The 25,190-nt window shown below is 72.0% G+C and carries 14 protein-coding genes; 5 read left to right on the plus strand and 9 right to left on the minus strand.

Annotated features, from left to right (window positions below; all coding sequences use genetic code 11):
• Positions 1-140: 140 nt before the first annotated feature.
• Positions 141-1,148 carry a hypothetical protein gene (locus ACWCXB_RS03710; RefSeq protein WP_450718618.1) on the minus strand — a complete coding sequence of 336 codons (1,008 nt, stop codon included), beginning with the start codon at positions 1,146-1,148 and terminating at the stop codon, positions 141-143.
• Between the two features lie 93 nt (positions 1,149-1,241).
• Here ACWCXB_RS03710 and ACWCXB_RS03715 point away from each other — a divergent pair, with 93 nt between their 5' ends.
• Entirely contained in the window at positions 1,242-3,851 is a 2,610-nt protein-coding gene (locus tag ACWCXB_RS03715) for a helicase-associated domain-containing protein (protein WP_450718620.1), read from the plus strand.
• A gap of 251 nt (positions 3,852-4,102) precedes the next feature.
• Here ACWCXB_RS03715 and ACWCXB_RS03720 read toward each other — a convergent pair whose 3' ends face one another.
• The 3 genes from ACWCXB_RS03720 to ACWCXB_RS03730 all read right to left on the minus strand — a co-directional run bounded on the left by ACWCXB_RS03720 (position 4,103) and on the right by ACWCXB_RS03730 (position 16,086).
• Complete coding sequence (locus tag ACWCXB_RS03720; RefSeq protein WP_450718622.1) at positions 4,103-4,558, minus strand: hypothetical protein; 456 nt, start codon at positions 4,556-4,558, stop codon at positions 4,103-4,105.
• On the minus strand, positions 4,555-11,511 hold the full coding sequence (locus tag ACWCXB_RS03725) for a polymorphic toxin-type HINT domain-containing protein (protein ID WP_450718624.1): 6,957 nt from the start codon (positions 11,509-11,511) through the stop codon (positions 4,555-4,557). The genes ACWCXB_RS03720 and ACWCXB_RS03725 overlap by 4 nt, the downstream gene beginning before the upstream one ends.
• Before the next feature lie 189 nt (positions 11,512-11,700).
• Positions 11,701-16,086: a LamG domain-containing protein gene (locus ACWCXB_RS03730; protein WP_450718626.1), complete on the minus strand. Its 4,386-nt coding sequence runs from the start codon at positions 16,084-16,086 to the stop codon at positions 11,701-11,703.
• Between the two features lie 559 nt (positions 16,087-16,645).
• Between ACWCXB_RS03730 and ACWCXB_RS03735 the strand changes: the two genes are divergently transcribed.
• Both ACWCXB_RS03735 and ACWCXB_RS03740 read left to right on the plus strand, forming a co-directional pair.
• On the plus strand, positions 16,646-16,831 hold the full coding sequence (locus ACWCXB_RS03735; RefSeq protein WP_450718628.1) for a hypothetical protein: 186 nt from the start codon (positions 16,646-16,648) through the stop codon (positions 16,829-16,831).
• A gap of 90 nt (positions 16,832-16,921) precedes the next feature.
• Positions 16,922-18,565, plus strand: a complete 1,644-nt coding sequence (locus ACWCXB_RS03740; RefSeq protein WP_450718629.1) for a DNA repair helicase XPB — start codon at positions 16,922-16,924, stop codon at positions 18,563-18,565.
• A 41-nt stretch (positions 18,566-18,606) separates the two neighbouring features.
• Here the strand turns inward: ACWCXB_RS03740 and ACWCXB_RS03745 are convergent, their stop codons facing one another.
• The 3 genes from ACWCXB_RS03745 to ACWCXB_RS03755 all read right to left on the minus strand — a co-directional run bounded on the left by ACWCXB_RS03745 (position 18,607) and on the right by ACWCXB_RS03755 (position 20,530).
• On the minus strand, positions 18,607-18,975 hold the full coding sequence (locus ACWCXB_RS03745; RefSeq protein ID WP_450718631.1) for a hypothetical protein: 369 nt from the start codon (positions 18,973-18,975) through the stop codon (positions 18,607-18,609).
• A gap of 47 nt (positions 18,976-19,022) precedes the next feature.
• Entirely contained in the window at positions 19,023-20,111 is a 1,089-nt protein-coding gene (locus ACWCXB_RS03750; RefSeq protein ID WP_450718949.1) for a glycosyltransferase 87 family protein, read from the minus strand.
• A gap of 227 nt (positions 20,112-20,338) precedes the next feature.
• Positions 20,339-20,530, minus strand: a complete 192-nt coding sequence (locus ACWCXB_RS03755; protein ID WP_450718633.1) for a hypothetical protein — start codon at positions 20,528-20,530, stop codon at positions 20,339-20,341.
• A gap of 451 nt (positions 20,531-20,981) precedes the next feature.
• Between ACWCXB_RS03755 and ACWCXB_RS03760 the strand changes: the two genes are divergently transcribed.
• Positions 20,982-22,925, plus strand: coding sequence for a HelD family protein (locus ACWCXB_RS03760; RefSeq protein WP_450718951.1), 1,944 nt, complete (start codon positions 20,982-20,984; stop codon positions 22,923-22,925).
• Positions 22,926-23,113: 188 nt separating this feature from the next.
• Here ACWCXB_RS03760 and ACWCXB_RS03765 read toward each other — a convergent pair whose 3' ends face one another.
• Entirely contained in the window at positions 23,114-23,803 is a 690-nt protein-coding gene (locus tag ACWCXB_RS03765) for a copper homeostasis protein CutC (RefSeq protein ID WP_450718635.1), read from the minus strand.
• 66 nt (positions 23,804-23,869) lie between these two features.
• The gene (locus ACWCXB_RS03770; RefSeq protein WP_450718637.1) at positions 23,870-24,376 is read right to left on the minus strand and encodes a DUF6479 family protein; all 507 of its coding nucleotides are present in this window, start codon (positions 24,374-24,376) and stop codon (positions 23,870-23,872) included.
• Between the two features lie 151 nt (positions 24,377-24,527).
• On the opposite strand from ACWCXB_RS03770, the gene ACWCXB_RS03775 reads away from it, so the two are divergent.
• A complete protein-coding gene (locus tag ACWCXB_RS03775) occupies positions 24,528-25,175 on the plus strand; it encodes an HD domain-containing protein (RefSeq protein ID WP_450718639.1) in 648 nt (215 codons plus the stop codon).
• The last annotated feature ends 15 nt before the right edge of the window (positions 25,176-25,190 follow it).

A 25,190-nucleotide genomic window follows, 5' to 3' on the forward strand; every position in this document is an offset into this window, starting at 1 on the left:
CGTCCTCGATCGCTGGACGGGCTCAGGTTGAGCCCCTCCGGCGATCGAGGTGGGGGTCCCCACGCCCACCGGGGCGCAGGGGGAGGGGGTTCGGGCGCAGAGCCCCCGACCGAGCCGGGGGCGGGGCCCCGGCAGCCCTGTTACTTCCTGCGGGCGCGCCACACCAGGTAGAGCGCCGTCGCGACCGCCGCCCCCCGCACCACCCACGGCCACGCCGTCGCGAGGGCGTCGGCCATCGCGTCGCCGCCCGGCGGGATGGGGTCGCCCCAGTGGCCGTTGACGCGGCCCCAGAGCCAGACCGCCGCGGTCGCGGCGACCGCGCCCGGAAGCCCGAGGACCGCCCACTTCGCCTCCGTACGGGAGAGCGAGCGTGACGCGTACGCGAGGAGCCAGCCGAGGCCGAGGGCGAGCAAGGAGCCGAGGACCGTGCCGATGACCAGGAGCGCGGCGGCGGTCAGGAGGAGGGGGTTGCCGAGCCCCTGCCGGCCGGGGCGCAGGAGCCTCAGGCGCCGGCGGCGGCGTTCGGCGGCAGGCTCCGCCTCGTCGGAGTCCTCGGCGGAGTCCGACGAAGAGTCCGAGGAGGAGTCCTCGGCGTCCTCGTCGGGCCCCTCGCCCTTGCGTCGCGGCGGCTTCAGTATCTCGGCGATCTCCACCCCGCCCACGAAGCCACCGATGTCGCTCTCCCCCGGCCCGACCCGCCACCAGTCGGGTTCGCCGCCGGACGGGCCGAGTTCGTCCATCCCCGCCAGATGCGGGGGCGACGCGGCCCGCGCGGCCCCGAGGTCGGGTTCGGCCTTCTCCGCCCTGCCCCGCCGCGTGATGAAGCGCCGGGCCGAGCGGGAGCGCTGCTCCGGCACCGCGGTGCGCGGCTCATCGGGCACGGCGGGACGACGGGGCACGGACGCGCCCCCCGGCCCCGAGCCCGTCGCCGCCGCGGCCACCACCTCGTCCGGCGTGCCGAGCCGCCCCAGAATGCGGCGCACCGCGGCCGGGCTGTCCGGGTCGTACTTCGCGCGCCGGCGGTCGATCTCGTTCCGCAGCGACGACACGAGCCGCATCCTGGTACCGGAGGGCAGCTGGTGCTGCTGGGCCAGGTCGCCGACCCGGCTCAGGTAGTCGAAGACAAGCTGGTCGCTCTCGATGCCCACGGTCGCCCCTCCACAGCGCGCCCTGTACCTGCGGGGTACCCGCGGGCGCCCTGACCCGACGTTAGCGCGCGGGCAGGGGCTAACGTGGGGCGGATGGGGACCGGTGAGCTCGATCGGGAGGCGCACGTGCCCACAGGAACGCCCGCAAGTGCGACAACAGGTACGGGCACGGCACCGCGCACCTTGGCCGAAGCGCTGCGCGTCCGCGGCGACGAGGGCCTGGCCGCACTGCTGCGCGCCCGCCCCGACCTGCTGACCCCGGTCCCGAACGACCTCACCCAGCTCGCCACCCGCGCCGGCACGCGCGCCTCGGTCGTCCGCGCCCTGGAGCGGCTGGACCGGTTCGCGCTCCAGACGGCCCAGGCGCTGGCGGTGGCCGCGGAGCCGACGTCGTACGACACCGTCCTCGGCCTGCTCGCGGGCGACGAGGGCGACCCGGCGGTCGCGGCGGCGCTGCCGCGCACGCTCGGTGTGCTGCGCGAGCAGGCGCTGGTGTGGGGCGACGACGACCGGCTGCGGCTGGTGCGCACCGCCCGCGAACTGCTCGCCCCGTCGCCCTCGCATCCGTCGCCGACCGGCCTCGGCCCGACGGTCGCCGAGGCGACGGCCGGCATGTCACCGGGCCGCGTGCAGGAGATCCTCGCCGCGGCGGGACTGCCGACGACCCATGACCCCGTGTCGGCCGTCGCCGCGCTGACCGGGCTGTTCACGGACCGCGAGCGGATGGCGGCACTGCTCGACACGGCTCCGCCGGAGGCGCTGGCGGTGCTGGACCGGCTGGTGTGGGGGCCGCCGTACGGGGAGGTCACGGCCGAGCCCACGCCGCCGGTGCGCTGGCTGCGGGACCGCGGGCTGCTGCTGCCCATCTCGCCGCGCACGGTGGTGCTGCCGCGCGAGGCGGCGCTGCATCTGCGTGGGGGGCGCGCGCACCGGGAGCCGGAGCCGGTGGCTCCGGAGGTCCGTGTCGCGGCAGAACACCGTCCACAGGTTGTGGACAACACGGCGGCCGGGCAGGCGTACACGGCGCTCGCGACCGTCGAGGAGCTCCTGAAGGAGTGGCAGACGGCCCCGCCCGCGGTGCTCCGTGCGGGTGGGCTGAGCGTGCGCGACCTCAAGCGCACGGCGGCGGCACTGGACGTCTCCGAGCAGATCGCCGCGTTCTGGATCGAACTCGCCTACACGGCAGGGCTGCTGGCCTCGGACGGCGAGGCGGACGAACGCTTCGCACCGACACCCGCGTACGACGACTGGCTCGATCTCCCGGCGGCCGAGCGCTGGACGACGCTCGCGACGACATGGCTCACGGCGACCCGTACGGCAGGGCTGATCGGCGGCCAGGACACGAAGGGCCGCACGCTGGCCGCCCTCGGCCCCGACCTGGACCGCAGCGCGGCCCCCGAGGTCCGGCACCGCGTCCTGACCCTGCTGGCCACTCTCCCCCAGGGCGCCGCGCCGGCCCCGGACACGCTGCTGGCCCGCCTCCGCTGGGAACGCCCGGTCCGTCCGGCACCGGTCCCGGCGCCGAGCCCCACGCCCTCCCGCGACGCGAGCGCGGCCCGCGCCGCGGCCACCGGCACCGGCACCGGCACCGGCACCACCGCTATCGGCCACGCGGAGCCCACGGACCTCCGCTCCCGCCTCGCCGGGTGGACCCTCACCGAGGCCGAACTCCTCGGCCTCACCGGCCGCGGCGCGCTGTCCACTGCGGCCCGCGCCCTCCTGGACACCACGGACCCGCAACGCGCGGTGCTCGCCGCGCAGGCCATCGCGCCGCTGCTGCCCGCGCCGCTCGACCACGTCCTCCTCCAGGCCGACCTCACCGCCGTGGCGCCAGGACCGCTGGAGCGGCCGCTCGCCGACGCGCTCGGCGTGCTGGCGGACGTGGAGTCGAAGGGCGGGGCGACCGTGTACCGGTTCACGCCCGCATCTGTACGGCGCGCGCTCGACGCCGGACAGGCCGCGGCCGACCTGCACGCCTTCCTGGCCAAGCACGGCCGTACGCCCGTGCCGCAGCCGCTCAGCTATCTCATCGACGACGTGGCCCGCAGGCACGGCCACCTCCGGATCGGCGCCGCCTCCGCGTACGTACGCTGCGACGACGACGCCCTGCTCGACGAGATCCTCGCGGACCGCCGCTCGCAGGCGCTGCGGATGCGCCGCCTCGCCCCCACCGTGCTCGCGGCCCAGGCCGACCCGGCGGCGCTGCTCGAAGGGCTGCGGGCCATGGGGTACGCACCCGCGGCCGAGTCCGCGGAGGGCGACGTCCTGATCACCCGCGCCGACGCCCGCCGCACCCCGCACCGCACCCCGCCCGCCCCCGTGCCCGAGGGGCCGCCCGTGCCGGACGACACCCTCCTCGGCGCGGCGGTGAAGGCGATCCGGGCGGGCGACATGGCCGCCACGGCCGTACGCAGGCCCACGCCGCACACCGCGGACGGCGAGCTACCCCGCACCACGCCGGCCGAGACCCTCGCAACCGTCCAGGCCGCCGCCCTCACCGGCTCCGCCCTGTGGATCGGCTACGTCAACGCCGACGGCGCCGCCAGCCAGCGCGTCATCGCCCCCGTGCGCGTCGAGGGCGGCTTCGTCACGGCGTACGACCACACGGCCGACGAGGTCCGCACGTACCCCCTGCACCGCATCACCGGCGTCGCCGAACTCGCCGACGAGAGCGCCGCGGATCAATCACGCGGGGGCCGTTGACGGTACGCGTACGTGGTCCCGAGGGACACGTTCGTGAGGGCTCTGCGGGCCTTCGGGTGACCTACCGCGTCACAGACGCCGGAGCCCCCACGAGGTCCTCGTGGGGGCTCCGGCGTCCGGCTGCGTTGCCGTCAGCGTTGCCGTCAAGGGCGATGGGCGGGCCCATCCGGGGGCGCCCGGTCAGCGGTTCCGGGCATCTGGATGCCTCGCGAACTCAGCGAATAACCGGTGCATTCCCCAGGAAATTCACCCTATTGCCAGTCCGCGTCAAGATCAGCGCAGGAAATTGAGATTACGCCGCCTGTAAGCGCAATCTCATGGCTACACCCGCCCCTCACTGGGAGGATCTCGTCGAGAAGAACGGTTCCCAGATCATCGACACTTGACCCTGCTTCGTCGACAGCCAGACTAAGCTCCGACACTTGCGCATACCTCATCACGAGCCCAGACACATGCTTGAACTCGTTGGGGCCGAAGCGGATCTCAAAGTCTCTGCCGCCTCCAGCAGCCAAAGACACGCCGATCAGCTTGAGATCCTTGACGCACTTTTGGCTGCCGTAGTCGTAATGATCGGGATCCAAAGCGAAAGTGCGGGCCCCGTTCGGCAGGTCATCGGCGAAGTTCGGAAGCTCCGCCAGGTAACCCCTGGGGTCGGTCCGGAATCCTCGCCATTCCGGACTCCACTCGGCCTTGATGAACTTCATCATTCGCACCCTCCCGTGAGACGCGGACGCTTCCACTTGTCCCCCGAGATGTCTTCAGTGCCCAGGGGGCCGATTCGTCCGCTGGCGCGCATGAACTCGATCGCTTTACCCTTGAGCCGGTTCTCAACATTTTGAGGGACCTGAACATCCGCCCCCTTCCTATGCTTGGCAAACCAGCCATTGCTCCCGTACAGGCCTACCTCGGTTCCCTTGTAGTAGACGTGTATCTCAAAGTCCGTTCCCAGACCGACATCGGCCTGGTCCAGGCGTCCCGTATATCCCGATCCGAGCCCAATAGGGTCCCGCGATCCACCGGAATTGTGGACAAGAACCGGGGTATTACCAGCCAGCACATAGTACGTGTGGATGTCGTCGATGGTGAGGTCGTACGTGCGCTGCAGCCTGCGGAACTCGTCGGCCTTCTCGACCTCGACGGTGCTGCCGTCGACAGTGCGCAGCGTCATGCCGGGCCGCAGGTACCCGGCGTCGACCCAGGCGCCCTCGGAGGGCGACCAGAAGGGGTGCGTCGTCGTGGAAGTCAGCGAGTCCGTGCCACGGGACCCCTTCCGGGAGACCGTGAGGTCGACGAAGTGCTTGTCGTCCTCGGTGACGATGGTGGCCACGACGGTCCGGGTCGTGGTCCGGCCGCTCTCCGGGTCGGTGACCACGATCTCGTCGCCGATCCGAACGTCCTCGATGGGCTTGGTGGACCCATCGGACATCAGGACGAGCGTTCCCGGGGTGAAGCTGTGCCGGCCGCCCCCGACAAGGCACTGGATGGGCACGGAGTCCGTCTTCTTGAAGGCCGCCTTGAACCCCTTGAAGACGATCTTGGCGCCCTTGCCGAGCAGTCCGGTGCCCACCGATACACCCACGTCGATCGCGGCGGCCTTGCAAGCGCTGCCGGATCCCCTGGCGCAGCCGACGTAGTCGTCGATGCCCAGGACCTCCAGGAGCCCCGGACCGTTCTGGTCGCCGAACCAGCCGAGCTCGCCCACCGCGTTGCAGAATTCAGAGCCCGCCTTGTCCAGGCCGGAGCAGTGCTTCGCCCTGACCCAGTTCTGGAGGTTGTGCTGGTAGTCCAGTCGCTCGTGGTAGTAGGGGAAGGTCTCGGCGAGTTCCGCCTGGGTCGGGATGTAAACGCCCTGGATGGTGATCGAGTCGCCCTTGGGCTGGATGATGATCGGCTTCTTGCCGTAGGTGCCGTTCCTCCTGGCCTCATCGGCAATCTTCCCCGCGGCCTCGTTGCAGGAATGATTCGAGCCCTGGCAGTTGTTGGAGCCGGGGCCGACCACGCCGTCGGTGTCACCCGGGACACCGGCGCAGATGCCGTCCGCTCCGCCGCCGGGCGCGCCGTGGAGGCACATCAGACCGTCGGGGTCGCTGAAGGTGAGCGGGTTGTTGTTGCTGTAGGCGTAGGCGTTGAGCGACTGGGGGTCGGCCGGGTTGAGCAGCGGGTCGACCGAGATGAACCGGCCGGTCGCCGGGTCGTACTCACGCGCGCCGAGGTGCTGCAGCCCGGTGGACCCGGTGTCGTCCACGCCGCCGACGAAGCCCTGCACTCCGGGCCAGAGGCTCGGCCGGGTGCCGCGGATGCCGCCGAACGGGAGCGTACGGCGCTGCGTAAGCTGCTGGTCCGCCGCCTCGACCGCGAGCTGCCCCGATCCCTGGTGGTCGGCGATGGTGAACGAGACCGAGCCGTCGTCGTCGATGACCGCCTGATGCCCGCCGCCGAGATCGAGGGTGCGGGTGGCCTTGGCGGTGGTGCTGCCCTTGGCCACGGTGATCCGGGTGGCGCCCAGGTAGAGCGTGTTCTCCTTCGCCGTACGGGCGATGAGCCGGTTGCCGGAGGCGTCGTACACGTACTCGGTGACGTCGTCCGGCTTGCCCTCGACCGGCTTGGTCACCTTGACCAGATGGTTCTCGGCGTCCCAGTCGAGCTTCTGGGTCGTGCCCGCGAGGGTGCGCGTGTCGGTGTTGCCGACCACGTCATAGCCGTAGGAGTCCTGCGCCGTGCCGCCCGGCCCCGCCTGAGTCACGGAGAGCACACCGTGCGGGCGCGGCGCGCCCGGGTCGGGGTAGGCGTAGGTGCGCACGGTGTTCTTCGCCGTGTCACCGGTGAGGTCGTGCAGGGTCTCGGTGCGCCGGTTGCCGACCTTGTCGTAGGTGTAGGAGTGCCAGTACGGTGCGGGGCCGCCGACGGTCTGTCCGCCGGGGGCCGTGGCACACGTGCTCGTGGGCTGGGTCCAGGCCGTCGTCAGGCGGCGCAGATGGTCGTAGGTGAAGCACTGCGTGTCCGTGCCGGAGCGGGAGACGTCCGAGACGGATAGGACGTTGCCCGCCTGGTCGTAGCCGTAGGTGTTGTGCCGGTCGACGCCCGGCACGTCCTGGCGGTCCACCCGGGAGGTGGCCAGGCGCTGCGTGCCCCACTCGTAGGTGTCGGTCACCCAGGTCTTCTTGCCGCCGTTGTCGGAGAGTTCGTACTGCAGCGGCTTGCCGGTGAGACTGTAACTGGTGGTGACGTCGACTCCCTGGCTGCCGCTGAGTGCGATCGGCCGGAGCGTCTGGTCCTCGTAGGTGAACGCCACGGTGGTGGCGGGCAGGGAGCCGGCGGCCGGGGAGCCGGTCGAGCGCACCGTGCCGTCGACGTTGTACGCGGTCGCCGACAGATAGGTTCCGGCGAGCGCGCCCTCGCTCGCGGGGATCGTCACGGTCGAGCGCAGGACGCGGTACAGCCGGTCGTAGGCGACGACCTTGTTGGTGTACGCGTTGCCGCCGGCATAGCGGGTGGCCTCGGCCAGGTGCCCCTTCGCGCCGCTGATGGTGTCGTAGACCCACTTGGCGCGCAGGGTGCCGGTGGCGCTGTTCTCCCGCAGTTCGGTCTGCCGGCCGAGTCCGTCGTAGACGTAGTACAGGTCGGTGGTCCCGTCGTCGGAGACGGACGTGACCTGGCCGCGGTCGTCGTACGTGGAGGAGCTGGCGCCCTTGTCCGGGTCGACGGTCGAGGTGAGGTTGCCGAGCAGGTCGTAGGTGTAGGTCCAGTTGTTGCCGGCCGGGTCGGTCACCTTCGCCGGCTCGCCGCGTGGGGTGTAGCCGTAGCGGGTGGTGTCGTACGGGGCTTCCGCGGACCGTGTGTGATGCTGGCGCAGCTCCGTGGTCCGCCCGCGGGCGTCGGTGACGGTGGTGGTGGCGGTGCCGCCCTCCGGGGGGATGACCGTGGTGCGGTCGCCGCCGTAGAGGGTGCGGATGGTGCCGAGCACCGTGCCGCCGTCGCCGTTGCCCGCGACCTGCTCGGTCACGGTCGGGCGGCCCATGCCGTCGTACGTCGTACGGGTCTGCGTCTCGACCGAGAGCGCGTCAGCGGGCTTGAACAGGGTTCGCGAGGGCGCGCCCGTGGCGTAGTAGGTCTCGAACGACTTGGCCGCCAGGCCGCGTTCGTCGTAGAAGACGTCCGAGAGCAGCCGTCCACCGTCAGGGCCCGGTTTCTGCGTCTGACGCTGGCGGAGGAACCCGTCGTAGATGCTGTACGCGGTGACCTGGCTGCCGTTGACGCCGAGCGCCTTCGTCGCCACGGCCACCGGCTGTCCCTCGGAGACCAGGTAGTCGAACTCGTAGCTGGGCGTCAGGGTGGTGGCGCGGTCGGGCAGCCAGACCTTGGACGAACGGCCGAGAGCGTCGTAGGTGAAGGTCGTGATCTTGCCGTTGGCGTCGGTCTGGGTCAGCGTCCCGCCGCGCAGCGGATCGTGGGTGGCGGAGCTGACCAGGGCCGTGGTGGCGTCGCCGGACTTGGCCGGCGGTGTGGTCGTCGCCGTCTTGGTGACGAAGCCGGTGGCCGGGGTGCGGTCCGTGGTGGTGGTCCGGCCGTCTGTGCGCGCGGTGCGCACCGGTGCGGCCGTGCCCGTGACCGTGACGGTCGCCGTCAGGTCGGTGCTGGTGAGCACCCGGCCGTAGGGGTCGAAGGTGGCTCCGGACTCCAGGTAGGTGGCCGTGGTGCCGTCGTGCTTCTTCAGCAGGGCCGTGGCCGTGGCGTCGCCCTTGGTCGGGGCCGCGCCGTAGGCGCCGCCGTCGTAGGCCGAGCGAACGTCGGAGATGACCTCCTTCGAACGGTCGACGGGGTCGGCGCAGGCCTTCGCGACCGTCTCCACCCGTGCGGGCAGGTTCAGGATGTTGGCGGTGGTGTTGGTGGCATAGGTGGTGCGGGTGCAGCGGTTGTCCGTCGCGGTGGAGTCGTCGCCGAAGTCGTCGACCTGGGTGACGCGGCCCGCCACGGTGTCGAACGTGGTGTCGGTGGAGGTGGTGCGCCAGGACGCTCCCGCCCCGTCGTCCAGGGACGTCCACGACCTGGTGTGGTCGATGCCGGTGAAGTTGGCGGTGACCGTTCCCCACGTGCGGGTCTTCTTCGCGGTCTGGTGGTACCAGGGGCGGTTGACCGACTTGGTGAGGATCTTCCCACCGTTGCCGGAGTAGCCGACCGTCTTGTAGGCGGTGCCGGCGAACGGCTCGTGGTCGGTGATCGGGTCGCCCTCGCCCGCGCCGAGGGTGACGCTGACGCTCTTGGTGCCGCCGGTCGCGGAGGCGCGGTCGCCGTCCATGCCGCGCAGGAAGTACGTGTCGGACTGCGACTTGAGGGCCGCGTCGCCGCCCTGGCCGCCGGTCTTGACGCGCACGTGCCCGTAGCCGCGCCACTGGGACCAGGTCTTGGACTTCTCCTTGGTCAGGCCGTCGTCATCGTCGTAGTGCCAGGCGGCGCCGCCCAGGTACTCGTACGCGGTGACCTGGTCGGGCGTGCCGCCGGTGCGGTCGGTGGCGGTGACGGACGTGACCACGTACTTGTTGAACCAGTGCTGGTCGGCGTCGTCCGTGGAGCTGCCGCCGATGTACTGCGGGAAGCAGCGCGTGGTGTTGGTGTGCGGGGTGGGCAGCGCGGCCCAGTCGCATGCGGGCGCCGAGTAGCTGACGTCGGTCTGGCCGCCGTACTCGTCGGCGATCGTGGCCAGCCGGGCCTTGATGAACGGGGCGTAGCCGTCACCGGTCCTGTCGAGCCGGTTCTCCAGCTGGGTGTAGCTGAGGGTGGTCTTCGGCAGGGTGATCGCGGGCGTGGCGGTGTGGCCGGTGTGCTGGATCGAGTCGAGCAGCAGCTGGTAGTCGATGTCCGCCATGCCCCAGCGGTGGGTCAGCTTCCATGAGTCGACGTTCTGGTAGGCGCCCGTGGCGTCGAGGACCTGTGTGGTCACGCCGGTGAGACGTTTGCGCGTCCAGAACGAGGGGGAGAGGCGGCCCTGGTCGCAGTCGGCGCCCTCGTCGCAGTTGAGGTCCCAGGGGGTGTCGTACCAGTACGCCGAGTCCGTGGAGATGGACGAGCAGGTGGTCCGGGCGTCCGGCAAGCAGCGCTCGGCGTTGGTGAAGGTGACCTTCGCGAGCGCCTTCGCGGTGTACATCGACGACGACTTCAGGCCGTACTGGATCTCGTCGAGGTGGCCGCCGCGGGTGTAGCGGGTGTCGTCGGTGGCCTTCAGGTTGCGGCCGTAGGAGTTCTTCTCCTGCGTGTAGAAGTACGCGATCGCGCTGCCGCGCGGGTCGACGACGTAGTCGAGGTTCCACCGCCAGCCCTGTCGGCACCAGGAGTCCGCGAAGGCGGTGGCGTGGCACGGTTCGCCCGTGTCGTCGCCGAAGACGGGGGTGGTCCAGGTGGACTGCGTGGTCTTCTTGCCGTCGGCCCAGCCGGGCAGCCGGTTGTAGCCGAAGTAGTAGCGCACGCCGTCGGGGTCGGTGAGCTCCCAGTACTCGCCGTTGTCGTCGTCGTTGCCGCGAGCGGTGGAGGCGAGTCGCTTGATGCGGGTGCCGTCGTCCTGGCGGAGCTTGAACTCGTCGGTGCCGGCGGGCACGAGTTCGCCACCCTTGCCGTTGAAGCTGATGAAGGCGTTGTTGTAGGCCCAGCACAGGTCGCCGGGCTTCAGCCCGTCGCTGTTCTCGACCCCGTCATCGGCGCACGGCTTGTAGCGGCGCTCGATGTAGCCCGGCCAAAGGTCGAAGCCGTCGCCGGCCCAAGAGGCCTGGCTGTTGGTCCCGCCGGTCCGGCCGTCGACCGAGCCGGAGGAGTAGCCGAGGCCGACGCTCGGCTTCAGTCCGCCCGGCACCTCCGGGACGGCCATGGGATAGGACCAGGCGAAGTCACCGGTGTTGAGATTGGTCTGCCAGGTCGCGGACGGGGCGAGAGGGGTCGCCTTGTAGTCGCCGGTGGCCGCGCTGTCGTCCGCGACTGCGGCGAGCACGGTCGGCTGCGCGGCGCTGAGCCGCACCGACGGGGCGGTGAGCGTGCTGCCCTCGGTGTCGTTCACGGTCTCGACCGGTGTCCGGGTGCGGCACTTGGCCGACTCCGGGGTCTTCAGCACACAGGCGGGCAGCTCCACCAGCTTGAGCCGGGCGCCGTAGCCGCCGCCGTACGCCTGTGCGATGTCGCGGTAGTCGACGCGGACCCGGGCGGCGCCGTCGGTGAAGTCCGTGCGCTCGGGGGCGAGCGTCACGAGCAGCCCGTCGACCGCGGCCCGCCGGGTCTGCCCCTGCCCTGCCAGCTGGACGTCGACGGGACCGGAGGCGGCCTTGCGCCCCTTGACCGTGGGCCGTCCCACGGAGACCGGCAGTTTCCCGGCCCTGACCGGTGCCGACGCCTCGGCTCCCTCGCCCTTCGCGCTCCGCGCGCCCTTCGCGGCGTCCTGCGTGCCCGCCGGTGTCCCGCCGAGCGTCACCCGGCCCGAAGCCGCCTCGGGCCACTCGGCCCTGGGCTCGGTGCGCGGGGTGCGCGGCCCGCGCTCCACCGTGCGGGGCTTCACCTTCGTGACCCCGGCGCCGGCCACGGCCCGCTCTGCCTTCGGCAGTGCCGGCCGGCCCCGCCCGTCGTCCGCCACGGCTCCCGTGTCGGTGGGCGCGGTGATCCCCTGGAGGACCGTGGCGATCATGACGACGGCGGATGCCAGTGCGGTTTTCCGTCTCCACCGGGCTGCCCGGCCCGATCGTGCCGTATCCCTGTCCTTCATCGTTCCCCTCGGTTTCGAACACGCACCGGCCGCCCGGGATCTGCCCGGGCGGCCTTGGGGTGCGCACGCCTTATGTGAGAGCTCGTGTGAAAGGTCGTCCGACAGGTCGGGTCAGTCCGTTCCGGGAACCTCGGTGGCGACTCCCGGCATGCCGACCGACAGATGAGCGATCTGCGACTCGCTGAGGGCGCCCTGGAAGGTCCAGACGTCCGAGAGTGAGCCGGGGAAGTAGGCGCCGCCCCGGTCACGGCCGAGCCTCAGCGACTGCACGGCCTTGAAGGTCAGCACGTTCTCGGCGTACGACACCTGCTCGGAGCAGCCGCTGACGTCCGGCACGCCGTCGTCGTCGGCGTCCACACAGGCGACCTCCTGCAGCTCGCCGTTGACGTACAGCCGCATCTCGTGGGCGAACCCGTCGTGGACCACCGCCAGGTGGGTCCACTCCTCGGGGCCGTAGAACTGCCCGTTCTCCACCGCCGCGGTCCCGGCGTCGGTCTTGTCGGCGTCGGCGGCGGTGATCCGCCAGCGGCCGCCGCCTGTCCCCGGCGTGGGACTCGGGACGTACCGCACCGAGAAGGCGTCCTTGTTCGTACCCGGCGCGCTCACCAGTGCGACCTCGCCGGTGGGCCTGGCCGGCGTCTGCGCGAAGGCGCTGACGGTGAAGCTGGACGTGGTGTCGACGGGCACGGTGCCGCTCGCGGTGGCGGCGTAGTCGTCCACGCCGTCGAGCGTGAGGCCGCCGTCGACCCAGCCCCCGTCGAGGCCGGCGCCGTTGTACAGGCTCAGGCCGGCAGCGGCGGGGCCGGCGTCCGGGGTGACCGGCGGGGTGGCCGTGGACGCGGTCTGGAACTTCCAGCGGCTGTTGACCAGCGGCCGCTGCTTGAACAGCTGGCGCACCTCATCGGCGGAGACCGCCCGGTCGTAGAGGCGTACGTCGTCCATGGCGCCCTTGAGCGGGGAGACCAGCGTGCCGTCGGACGACCTGATCATGCCGCCCAGGCTCACCTCGCCGGTGGCCAGCCAGGGTGTGGTGAAGGGGGCCGTGGCCTGCAGCACACCGTTGACGTACAGCCGGAGCTGGGAGGTGTCGATGTCGTAGACGCCGACGACGTGGTTCCACTCCCCGAGCCGGTGGGCGGCACAGTGGGTGTTCTGCGGGCACGCGGTCTGGGTGGCACGGACCACCGTGGAGGCGGGGTCGTTGCTCTGCTCCCGCATGAAGACCCAGCCACCGAGCGCGGAGGAGTGGTACAGCTCGAAGCCCGCGTTGACGCTGCTGGACTGGGCGACCGCCGTCATCGCCCGGGCCTCCTTGTCCTTGGGCAGCTTGACCCAGGTGGACACCGTGAAGCTCTGGTAGGTGTCCATGATCGGACGGCCGGTGGTGGCGTGGTCGTCGACGCCGTCGAACTGGAGCGCCTTGCCGTTCACGCCGCTCGCCCCGGAGACGGCACCGCCCTTGAGCGTGGCGGGGGCCGCCTGGGCGCGGCCCGTCAGCGAGACGGCGTCGGCGGTCTCGTCGAGCGGGAAGACCAGCTTCGCGGGCCGGCCGGTGTCCACCGGCTGACGGTTCGTCAGCCGGGTCACCTGGGTGCCGGTGAGCTGGTAGTCGAAGAGCTGGACCTCGTCGAGGCCGCCCTTGAAGAAGTTGCCGGTGCTCCCGTAGTGGGAGGCGGCGCCCAGGAAGGTACGGCCGCGCGCGTCCCAGGGGTTGCTGAAGGGGGTGGAGCCGACGAGCGCGCCGTCCACGTACAGCTTCATCATCTGGGCGACGTTGTCGAAGACGCCGACCACGTGCGTCCACCGGTTGACCCGGGCCTGCGCGCAGGCGGTGTCCCCGGTCGGGCAGGCGGGCTGGACGGCACGGGCCGTCGTGGTGCCCGAGGAGTCGGCGCCGTGCCGCAGGAACACCCAGCCACCGAGGGTGGAGGAGTAGTAGATCTCGAAGCCGCTGGTGTTGGCACCGGACTGGGCCACGGCCACGGTCGCGCCGGACGGGGACGCGGGCAGCTTCGCCCACACCGACACCGAGAAGCTCTTGCCGGTGTTGAGCACCGGGGAGTCGGTGGCCGCATAGTCGTCCAGGCCGTCCAGCTCCAGACCGTTGCCCGTGACGCCCTCGGCACCGGCCTTCGCCCCACTGATCATCGCGGGCCAGGCGCCGCCCGATCCGGCCACCTGGGTCGCCCCGGCCCCCTCGTCCAGCTGCCAGGACAGCCGGTCGGGCTGCCCGGAGCGGACCCGGAAGGTGTAGGTGCGCGTCTCGGAGGCGTTGCCGGCCGCGTCGAAGGCCTTGGCGGTGATGAAGTTGATGCCGGGCTTGGTCGGCATGAACTTCATCGTCTTGGCACCGCCGCCGGAGGTGGTCAGTGTGTTGGCGCTGGTGGGTGAGCCGTTGACGCCGAACCAGTACTTGGTGACGTCACCGGAGGACGTGTCGATGCTGAAGGTGCCGTACCGGCCGACCCCGTCCCACCAGGGGTCGTTCGGGTCGGCGGGGTCCGAGGCCGGGTACTGCGTCGAGGTGATCGACGGCCCGACGGGGACGCTCGTGTCGTAGACGAAGTGACAGGTGTGCGCGTTCTGCCCGCTCCAGGCCGACCACTGAGCGCCGTCCCAGGCCCGGGCCTCCCAGGCGACGAGCTTGCTCTGCGGGACCGTGGTGGGCAGCTGGATGGAGAAGTCCGAGCCGGACGCCTTGTCCGTGCTCTTCGCCGAGATCCAGCGCTGCTTCCAGCCGTCGCCCGAGTCCCACAGCGCCCGGAACTGCACCTGGATGCGGTCGTTGTCGGGGTCGGTGACGTTGTTGGCACGGATCGTGGCCCGGGAGCGGATGTACGCCCTGTTGGCGCTCGTCGCGCAGGTGCCGCCCGGGTCCATGGTGAGCTGCGAGGTGCTGATCCGCGGCGGCGGCCGGTTGTACTTGACGCGCAGATAGGCGTCGTCCGAGAACCGCTTCCAGGTGTAGCGGTCGTCCTCGCTCGTGGCCCGCATGCCGAAGGTGAGGGACGGCCAGTTGTTCGCCGCCGCCAGCGCCACGGCGTCCTTCACGTTGAACTCGGCGTCGGCCGAGGAGCAGCCGTCGTAGCCGTAGGCGAAGCTGCGGGTCTCGAGGTGGTCGATCCAGAAGCCGGAGGCGGTCTGGGTGTTCCAGGTGGTGGAGGAGTTGATGCCCTTGGTTCGCCAGAGCTGCACCTCACGGGCCTGGCAGGAGGCGGCGTGCGTCTCGCGGACCACGAACTCGGCGGACAGGATGCTGCGGCCGGCGAACTTGGTGGTCGGGATCTGGTAGAAGAGCCGCTTCACGTCGTACGGGTTGCAGTAGGCCCAGCCGCAGTAGCCGAGGCCCGCATCCGGATCGCCGTTGAACTTCCACTGGGGCGAGCCGGCCCAGTACTTGGAGGCCATCGTCCAGGCGGTTGCCTTCGGCGAGTACCACTGCGGGTCGATGAAGACGGGGTAGACGGTGTCGGACCCGGTGAGCAGGCCCTTGTCCGGGGTGAGGACGAGTTCGTCACCGCCGGCGGGGATGTCGACGCCGATGGGCTCGACCCGGGCGGAGTCGGCGACGGTGGGCTCGGCGGCCTGGTCGGCGGAGGTCCGGGCGGATGCGGGGGACATGGTCGGCGCGGACGTAGTGCCCGCATCGCCGGCACCGGGCGCGGCCTTGGTGCCCCGTGCGCCCGCCCGGCCGGCCTCCGTACCGGTCTGGCCGGCCTTCGTCCCCTGCGTCTGCTCCTCCGCGACCGTGCTGGAGTCCCACATCACGGGCCGGGGCGCCTCGAACACGACACCGCCGGAACCCTTGTCGACCGCCGCAAGGCCGCCGCCCGCGGTCTCCCGCGTCACCAGCCCCTCGGTCCCGAGCCGCAGCCGCAGCTGGGTCAGTTTCTGGCTTCGCGCCGCCTGCGCCGACTTGACGACGAGGAGTTGGGTGAAGCCCTCGGGCCGCGCGGCGAGTCGGAGATCGACGTCCGGCAGGATGTCGGGATAGGTGGCCGTGTCGCCGTCCAGGACCGGCGCCGGTACGGTGCCCGGCCAGGACAGTTCGAGGGTCCGGCCGACGCGTTCCAGACGGACCAGCGGACCCTTGCCGCCACCGGAGAACGCGAGTCCCACCGAGGCCGCCTTCGGCGCGACCATGCCCTTGTCCGCGCCCTCGCCGACCTTGGCGAGTGCGGTGTCGATCGGCCGCCACTCGCCGTCGATCCGGGTCCGCACGGGACGCAGATACTCGCGGGACTCCAGGTCCCCCTCGGGCGTGGCGTAGACGTCGGTGCTCTCGCCGCGCAGCGACAGGATCTCGACGTTCTTGCCGAGTCGCTCGGCCCGGGCGAACGCCTCCTCCTCCGTGGCGGCAGCGGCGGGCTCCTCCGCGGCGGAGGCCTGCTGCCCGCTCGCGGTCCGCGCCGCCGCGGTCGCCGACTGCCCGGCCGCGGCCGCCGGAAACGCTCCCACCGGCAGCAGGCCGACGGTCACGGCGATTCCCATCCCCATCGCAACGGAGGCGATGGATCTGCCCGCCCCCCTGCGTCCGCGCGCGCGAGAACCCCTCACGGCCCCTCCCCGTCCGGCCACAATTGCGGCCAAGATCCGCTATGGACACGTCAACTTAAGAGGATCCTGGTAAGGAACAGTGAATTCCGAGTTGCCGAACTCGGAACTAACTCACGTCACTTCAGGCGACTGGAGCCCCACCGATTCGAACCGCCGGCGGCGCACCGGGCGGGTCACCGGCTCCGCGTCCGGCTCCGGCAGTTCCGGCACGTCGGCGTCGTACGGCGCAGGCCCTCACGACGGGCGTGCCCGGTACCCGCCCGGCGGGCCGCGTGTCCGGCACGCTCCACCAGCGCGCACAAGCCCGCACCCCGCGCATCCCACCCCCAGGGTGATCAAGAACCCTCCCCCGGGTGATCTTTCGCCCTGACCGCACCCGCCGCCGCCATCGGGGTCGACCCGGCCGCGTCACGGCGGGCGCCGAGGCGCTCGGCATCGCCATCTGACGGATCCCGCCCATATCCGACCGCAAGGCCCGACAGAAAGGCCAGGCCAGGCCATGCGCTTCATCGCCGTCGCCCTCGCCACGGCCGCGTTGGTCGCCCTCGTCGCGACCCTCGCGTCCGCCGCCCCCGTCCCCATCGACGTCCAGATCGAGGGCCCCCTGATCAACAGTCCGCTGATCCGAGACGACCCGGTCCCGAAGGCGGTGTGGCCGACGCCACCCGGCCGCACCGCCCGATAAGGCAGACTGGAGGTTTGGCTGGACGGATCGCCCCGGGATCCCACGGGATCGCCCGGGCCCCGCACCGGCGCCACGAGAAAGGGCACACGCGTGAACGGACCGCTCATCGTCCAGAGCGACAAGACTCTCCTGCTCGAGGTGGACCACGAGCAGGCCGACGCGTGCCGTCGCGCCATCGCCCCGTTCGCGGAGCTGGAGCGCGCTCCCGAGCACATCCACACGTACCGCATCACGCCCCTCGGGCTGTGGAACGCCCGGGCCGCGGGCCACGACGCCGAGCAGGTCGTGGACGCGCTCGTCGAGTTCTCCCGCTACCCCGTCCCGCACGCGCTGCTCGTCGACGTGGCCGAGACGATGGCCCGCTACGGGCGGCTCACGCTGGTCAAGCACCCCGCGCACGGGCTCGTGCTCACCACGACCGACCGGCCCGTCCTGGAGGAGATCCTCCGCTCCAGGAAGATCCAGCCCCTGGTCGGCACCCGGCTCGACCCGGACACGGTCGTCGTGCACCCCTCCGAGCGCGGTCAGATCAAGCAGACGCTGCTGAAGCTGGGCTGGCCGGCCGAGGACCATGCCGGGTACGTGGACGGCGAGGCGCACCGCATCGACCTCGACGAGTCGGGCTGGGGCCTGCGCCCGTACCAGAAGCAGGCCGTCGAGGGCTTCTGGCACGGCGGCTCGGGCGTCGTCGTGCTGCCCTGCGGCGCGGGCAAGACGCTCGTCGGCGCGGGCGCGATGGCGCAGGCGAAGGCGACGACCCTGATCCTCGTCACGAACACGGTCTCGGCCCGCCAGTGGAAGCACGAGCTGGTCAAGCGCACGTCGCTCACCGAGGAGGAGATCGGTGAGTACAGCGGCGCGAAGAAGGAGATCCGCCCGGTCACCATCGCCACGTACCAGGTGCTGACGACGAAGCGGAAGGGGATCTACCCCCACCTGGAGCTGTTCGACTCCCGCGACTGGGGCCTGATCGTCTACGACGAGGTGCATCTGCTGCCGGCGCCGGTCTTCAAGTTCACGGCCGATCTGCAGGCCCGCCGCCGCCTCGGCCTGACGGCGACCCTCGTCCGCGAGGACGGCCGCGAGTCGGACGTCTTCTCCCTCATCGGCCCCAAGCGCTTCGACGCGCCGTGGAAGGAGATCGAGGCGCAGGGCTACATCGCGCCCGCCGACTGCGTCGAGGTCCGGGTCAATCTGACGGATTCCGAGCGGCTGGCGTACGCGACGGCCGAGACGGAGGAGAAGTACCGCTACTGCGCCACCACGGACACGAAGCGGAAGGTCACGGAGCAGCTCGTCCGCAAGCACGCGGGCCAGCAGACCCTGGTCATCGGCCAGTACATCGACCAGCTCGACGAGCTGGGCGAACATCTGGACGCACCGGTCATCAAGGGTGAGACGCCGAACTCGCAGCGCGAGAAGCTCTTCGACGCGTTCCGGAACGGCGAGATCAGCGTCCTCGTCGTGTCCAAGGTCGCGAACTTCTCGATCGACCTCCCCGAGGCGACGATCGCCATCCAGGTCTCCGGCACCTTCGGCTCCCGCCAGGAGGAGGCCCAGCGCCTCGGCCGCGTCCTGCGCCCGAAGGCCGACGGCCACAAGGCCCACTTCTACTCGGTCGTGGCCCGCGACACGATCGACCAGGACTTCGCGGCCCACCGCCAGCGGTTCCTGGCGGAGCAGGGCTACGCGTACCGGATCATGGACGCGGACGACCTGATGGCGGAGGGGTAAGCCCCAGGGCCCCCGCCCGGGGCCCGGACCCGGCCCCCGGGTCAGTCGAGCGCCGCCAGGATCGGGCCGAGGATCATCAGGAGGTACTGGGCGAAGACGGCCTTGCCCCGTACTCCGCGCCTCAGCGAGCCGCGCGGCAGCGCGGCCGCGCCCAGGCCCGTCAGTCCGGAGAGGCCCAGCGACCACAGGGCGGCGTCGACGGCCGAACCGGCGACGCCGTCGCCCGCGACCGCGTCCGTGAGGATGACGCCGACCGTGATCACAAAGGCGATCAGCAGAAGTCCGAGGCCGATCAGGGCCGTTGTGCGCTGGGGGCGCACGTCGCTCTGCTCGTGCTCGTACGCGCCGGTGCTGTCGAGGGGCACGGCGTCGGTGCTGTCGAGGGGCGCGGCGGTGCTGGTCTGCGTCATGCCCCGATTGCATCAGCCTGTCCCGGCCGGTGGCTCTGCTCATGTACTCAGGGAGCGCCTGCTCGGCTACTCAACTCCGCGGTCTCGCGGCAGGCTGCCGGCGGGGTGTCCGTGGCGGCCGCGGCCGCGCGAGCCCGGAGCGCCGCGAACGCCATGAGCACCGGCCCCAGTAGCGGATAGGGCGAGGCCAACGGCTGCTGCCACCAGGAGAGTTGGAGGTCCAGGTCGCCGTGGTGCGGTACGAGCCACATGGTGCGGGCCAGGAAGACGGCCGTGACGGCGGCGGCCGTGCGGCGATGGCCCTCCGCGATCAGGACGGCCAGGAGCGGGACGCACCACACCCAGTGGTGGGACCAGCTGATGGGCGAGACGAGCAGGGCGGTGAAGGCGACGGTGAGAACGCCCCAGCGCTCCGGGGCGCGGCGGGCGATCCAGAGGCCGGCGACGGCGGTCAGGGCGGCGCCGGCCGCCCACACCGCGCCCGGCTCCTGAGTGTGCAGGGCGCGCGCGAAGAGCCCCTGGAGGGACTGGTTGTCGATGATCCACGCCCGGCCGATGCGATCGGTCTCGAAGATCCGGCGGGTCCAGAAGTCGGCGCTCGCCTCGGGGAGGACCAGCGCGCCGAGGAGGACGGTCCCGAGGAGCGAGGCGAGGGCGGTGAGCCCGGCCCGTACCCGGCCGGTGATCAGCAGAAGGACGATGAAGACGGCCGGGGTGAGCTTCACGCCCGCCGCGACACCGAGGGCGAAGCCCTTGCCGAGCGAGCCGGGCGGCCGGGACAGGTCCCACAGGACGAGGCAGACCAGCGCGAGGTTGATCTGGCCGAAGACGAGCGTCTGGAAGACGGGTTCGAGCCACAGCGCGAGCGCGGTGGCCGCGAGCACCTGGGGCGCCCGCACCGGCAGTCCGGCGAAACGGCAGGAGAGCCGCACCAGCAGGGCCAGCAGCAGCGCGTTCCCGGCGACGAAGGCGACCTTGAGCGCGGTGACGGGCAGCCACGTCGTCGGTACGAAGAGGATCGCGGCGAAGGGTGGGTACGTGGCGGGCAGCTGCCACTCGGTGACGGTGAAGCCGTACAGATCGGTTCCGTTGGCGACGGCCGTACCCTCCGCGCGGTAGACGAGGGTGTCAGCCATGGGGATGTGCTGACCGAGGCAGAGAGCGGCCAGCGCGGCGAGCGACAGGACGAGGGCGAGGGCACCGCCTGCCGCGGTGAGTGAACGGCCGGTCACGGTCCGGTACGGGTTTGTCACGGCCGCGACCCTAGTGGATCAGCGAACCCGGGCAGGTCCTGGTGCCTGGCGGCGGGGTCAGAGGGCGGGTTCAGCAGAGGCGGGGCGGGGTCAGCTGGGGCAGGGCGGGGTCAGCGGTGACGGTGGACGACGCCGGCCTCTTCGCCGTACTCCCCGAGGACCACGACACCGACGGCGGCCTTCACGAAGACCTTGACCGCGCGCAGCGCGTCGCCGAGACGGTGGCTGTGGTGGTCGGTGGCACCGCTCGCGGTGGCGCCGTGCCCGGGCCCGGCGGCTTGGTGGAAGGTGGCTGTACTCATATCTCCATGGTGGGCTTTCCGCGCCCGGAGCACATCGGCCTGCGGTCCGACCCGCGATCCCGGCCCCGCACGACTTCGGGCATACGGCATCCCCTACGGGACGGATGCCCACGGGCCCCGGGCCGACCGGACCGCCGGGCCGACCGGACCGCCGGGCCGACCGGCCGACCGGCCACGGAAAACCATTCGCCCCCACCCTCGCGGCTGACTAGAATCGCCCGTCTTGCCCGCCTCCCTCCGAGGAGTGCCGCCGTCCGGTCGGCAACCGGACGCGCAGCCATGCCGTAACACCCACGTACCTTCCGGAGGCAGCCCCGTGCCCGCGCCCGTACCCGAGGCCGTACCCGCGTCCGCGTCCGTAGCCGCGCCCGCGTCCGTAGCCGAGTCCGATCCCGATCCGCTCGGCCACGAGCGCGCCCATCTGGCCGCGTCGCGCTCCGCGCTGCGCGCCATGCGCGAGGACGTCCAGTCGCTCGACATCCGCGACGTCACCGCGAACTGGGTCAACGCCGCGGTCCTGGAAGCCCAGATCGAGGACCGCATCAAGGCGCTCGCGGACCTCGCCCACACCCCGCTGTTCTTCGGCAGGCTCGACTATCTGCACTCCGCCCAGGAAGGGCACCGCTTCTACATCGGCCGCCGGCACGTCCACGACGCCGAGGGCGACCCGATGGTGATCGACTGGCGTGCGCCGGTCTCGCAGCCGTTCTACCGCGCGTCGAAGAAGGACCCGCAGGACGTCGCCCTGCGCCGCCGCTTCGGTTACACGGCCGGCGACCTCACCGCGTACGAGGACGAGCACCTCACCGACCCCTCCGAGGCCGAGCGGACCAGCAGGCTCCTCCAGGCGGAGATCGAGCGTCCCCGCGTCGGCCCCATGCGGGACATCGTGGCGACGATCCAGCCCGAGCAGGACGAGATCGTACGGTCGGGCCTGTCCGGCACGGTCTGCGTCCAGGGCGGCCCCGGCACCGGAAAGACCGCCGTCGGCCTGCACCGCGTCGCCTACCTCCTCTACGCGCACCGGGAGCGGCTGGCCCGCACCGGCACGCTCGTCATCGGCCCGAACCGCTCCTTCCTCCACTACATCGAGCAGGTCCTCCCGGCGCTGGGCGAGTTGGAGGTCCGGCAGGCGACGGTCGACGATCTCGTCGCGCACGTCGACGTACGGGGCGACGACACCCCCGAGGCCGCGATCGTCAAGGGCGACGCCCGGATGGCGCAGGTGCTGCGGCGGGCGGTGCGCTCGCACGTCACGATGCCGGCGGAGGCCCTGATGGTGGTCCGCGGGTCGCGGCGGTGGCGGGTGCCTGCGTACGAACTCGAGGAGATCGTCCAGGAGTTGCTGGACCGCGACATCCGGTACGGGGCCGCCCGCGACGCCCTGCCGCAGCGCATCGCGCATGCCGTGCTCGTACGGATGGAACAGGCCGGCGAGGCCCCGGACGACCGGGTGCAGGACGCGGTGGCGCGCAACGCGGCGGTGAAGGCGGCGGTCAAGGCGATCTGGCCGGCGGTCGACCCGGCGAAGCTGGTCCTGCGACTGCTGTCCGACGCGGACTTCCTCGCGGAGCACGCGGACGGCGTCCTCGGCGCCGACGAGCAGAAGGCGATCCTCTGGACGAAGCCGCCGCGGTCGGTACGGACCGCGAAGTGGTCCCCCGCCGACGCGGTCCTGATCGACGAGGCGAGCGATCTCGTCGAGCGCACGCACTCGCTCGGGCATGTGGTGCTGGACGAGGCGCAGGACCTGTCGCCGATGCAGTACCGGGCGGTGGGACGGCGCTGCACGACCGGATCGGCGACGGTGCTCGGCGACCTGGCGCAGGGCACCACGCCCTGGGCGACGGGGAGTTGGGCCGAGGCGCTGGCCCACCTCGGCAAGCCGGACGCGGCGGTCGAGGAGCTGACGGCCGGCTTCCGTGTGCCCCGCGAGGTCATCGCGTACGCGTCACGGCTGCTGCCGCACATGTCCCCGGGCCTGGCGGAGGTCCGCTCGGTCCGCGAGTCCCCCGGCTCCCTGGAGATCCGGGCGGCGTCCGGGGACGGCGATGTGGTGGCCGCGTGCCTGGAGTCCCTCCGGCACGAGGGCTCCATCGGCCTGATCGCGGCCGACGCGCGCGTGCCCGCGCTCGCGGACGCACTGACCGCGGCGGGCCTGCCGTACCTCTCCCCCGGCGAGGAGACGACCCCCGAGGCCCGGCTCACCCTCGTCCCGGCGTCCCTCGCGAAGGGCCTCGAGTACGACTACGTCGTACTGGACGAGCCCGCGGCCGTCGTCGACGGCGAGCCGGACGAGCGCACCGGCCTGCGCCGCCTGTACGTGGCCCTGACCCGCGCGGTCTCGGGCCTGACGGTGCTCCACGGGGCCCCGCTGCCGCCGCAACTGTCCTGAGCTTGTTCGTGGGCAGTCGTTCCGCCGGGGGGTCCCCCAGGACGAAGTCCTGGGCGGAAGTCCTAGGGGGAAGTCCCAGGGGGAGAACGGGTGGGCACGAACCACCCACCGGCCCGCACACGGGCCGACCCGCCCCGACCCGCCCCGCCCCCCACCGGCCGCAGCCGCACCGCCCCAACCCCGTAGGGCTACGCGTCCAGCGCCTCGCGCCACTCCCGGACCGCCGACACGTCGACCGGCGCCGCCCACCCCCGCGGGCGCGCCGCGCCCCCGATGTGGAAGGCGTCGATACCCGCGGAGCGCAGCGGCGGGAGGTGGTCGAGGCGGAGGCCGCCGCCGACGAGGAGCTGGGCCTCGTAGCCCGGCTCCCCGCGGCGCGCCGCTTCCGCGAGGAGGACCGGCAGCCCGTCGTCCACGCCCGCCGCCGACCCGGCGGTCAGGTACGTGTCGAGGCCCGGCAGGTCCGCGAGCTGCTTGCGCAGCGCGTCGCGGTCGGCCGCGCGGTCGATGGCCCGGTGGAACGTCCACCGGCACCCCTCCAGCTCGGCGACGAGCCGTTCGACGGTGACGAGGTCCGGGTTGCCCTGCACGTCGAGGAAGCCGAGGACGAACTCGTCCGCCCCCTCCGCCCGCAGTCCCCGCGCGGCGCGCTCGAGCGCCTCGACGTCACCCGCGGCGAATCCGTCGGCGAGGCGCAGCATCACGCGCAGCGGGATGTCGACCGCAGCGCGGATCGCCGCGAAGGTCTCCCGGGACGGGGTGAGCCCGTCTGCCGCCATGTCGGTGACGAGCTCCAGGCGGTCGGCCCCTCCGGCCTGGGCGGCGACCGCGTCCCGCTCGTCGAGGGCGATCACCTCCAGGACTGCACGGTTGCTCATGGCCCCATCCCTTCGGCCCTATAGGTCTAGTCCAATAATGGGGCCAGCCTAGACCGTCCAGGAGGCTCAGGGCTGCTGGGCGGGACCCGCGGAGCCCTCGGGGCCTGCCCCGGACCGACCACCCTGCTCCTCCGCGGCAGGCGCCGCCGCACCCTCACCGGGCGTCGCGCCCTCCTGGGCCGTCGCGCCCTCACCGGCCGCCGCACCCTCCCCGGCCGTCGCACCCTTCGCGGGGGCCGCGCCCTCCCCCGACCCGGCAGGCCCCATCGGCACGCCGTGCGTGCTGTGCGTCTTCAGGTTGTACGGAAGCAGCCGCGCGCCGCCCGTCAGGAAGTCGGCCTCGTCCGGCTCCCGGACCTCCTCGATGTGCGTCGGGTGATCCGGCGGCTTCGGCTGGTCCTCGGGCCGCGGCGCCCGCTCCTGCGCCCGCCGCCTCGCCTCCAGCCACATGGCACCTCCGAGCACGACGACGAGGACGAGCGCGATGAGGAACGGAACGAGCCCGGCCCACGGCGAGGCAGCCACAACTTCGGTGGTGGCCGGGCCGCCCTGGACGATCAGCAAGGAGTTCATGGCGTCTGCCTCCGCATACGCAACGGCACACAAGCCTGACCCGCCCATTATCGTCCGAGATGCCCCATAGGGGCGCCCTCGGGAGCTCCGGGCCTTGCCAGGCGGGGGATACCGGCCTCCTACCCCGGACCGCGTGGGGACAATGGGCCGCATGGCCGACACCAAGGATCTCCGCAACCGCTGGTACGGCGCCCTGCTCGCCGTCCGCGAGGACCCGTGCTTCCCCGATCCGTTCCGGTACGCGGACAATCTGCTGGCCCGCTGGTCGGAGCCGCAGCGGCGCTATCACACCGTCGACCATCTGGCCGCCGTCCTCCGCCACATCGACACGCTGGAGCAATACGCGGACAACGCCGACCTGGTGCGCCTCGCCGCCTGGTTCCACGACGCCGTGTACCTCCCTGAGCGCTCCACCAACGAGGAGCGCAGCGCCCGCCTCGCCGAGCGCGCCCTCCCCGAGGCCGGGCTGACCCTGGAGGACACGAACGAGGTCGCCCGCCTCGTCCGCCTCACCAAGACGCACGCCGCCCAGGACGGCGACAGCAACGGCATGGTCCTGTGCGACGCGGACCTCGCGATCCTCGCGTCGCCGCCCGACGCGTACGCCGCCTACGCCGCCGCCGTACGCGAGGAGTACGGATTCGTCCCGGACGACGCCTTCCGTCCGGGACGCGCGGCGGTCCTGCGGCAGCTTCTCGACCTGCCGCGGCTGTTCCGCACACCGCACGGCGAGCGGGAGTGGGAGGAGCCGGCCCGCCGCAACCTGACGACGGAGCTGGAGGGGCTGGACCGCCCATAACGACCGGCAGCGGCC

This window comes from Streptomyces sp. NPDC001514 (assembly GCF_053597075.1).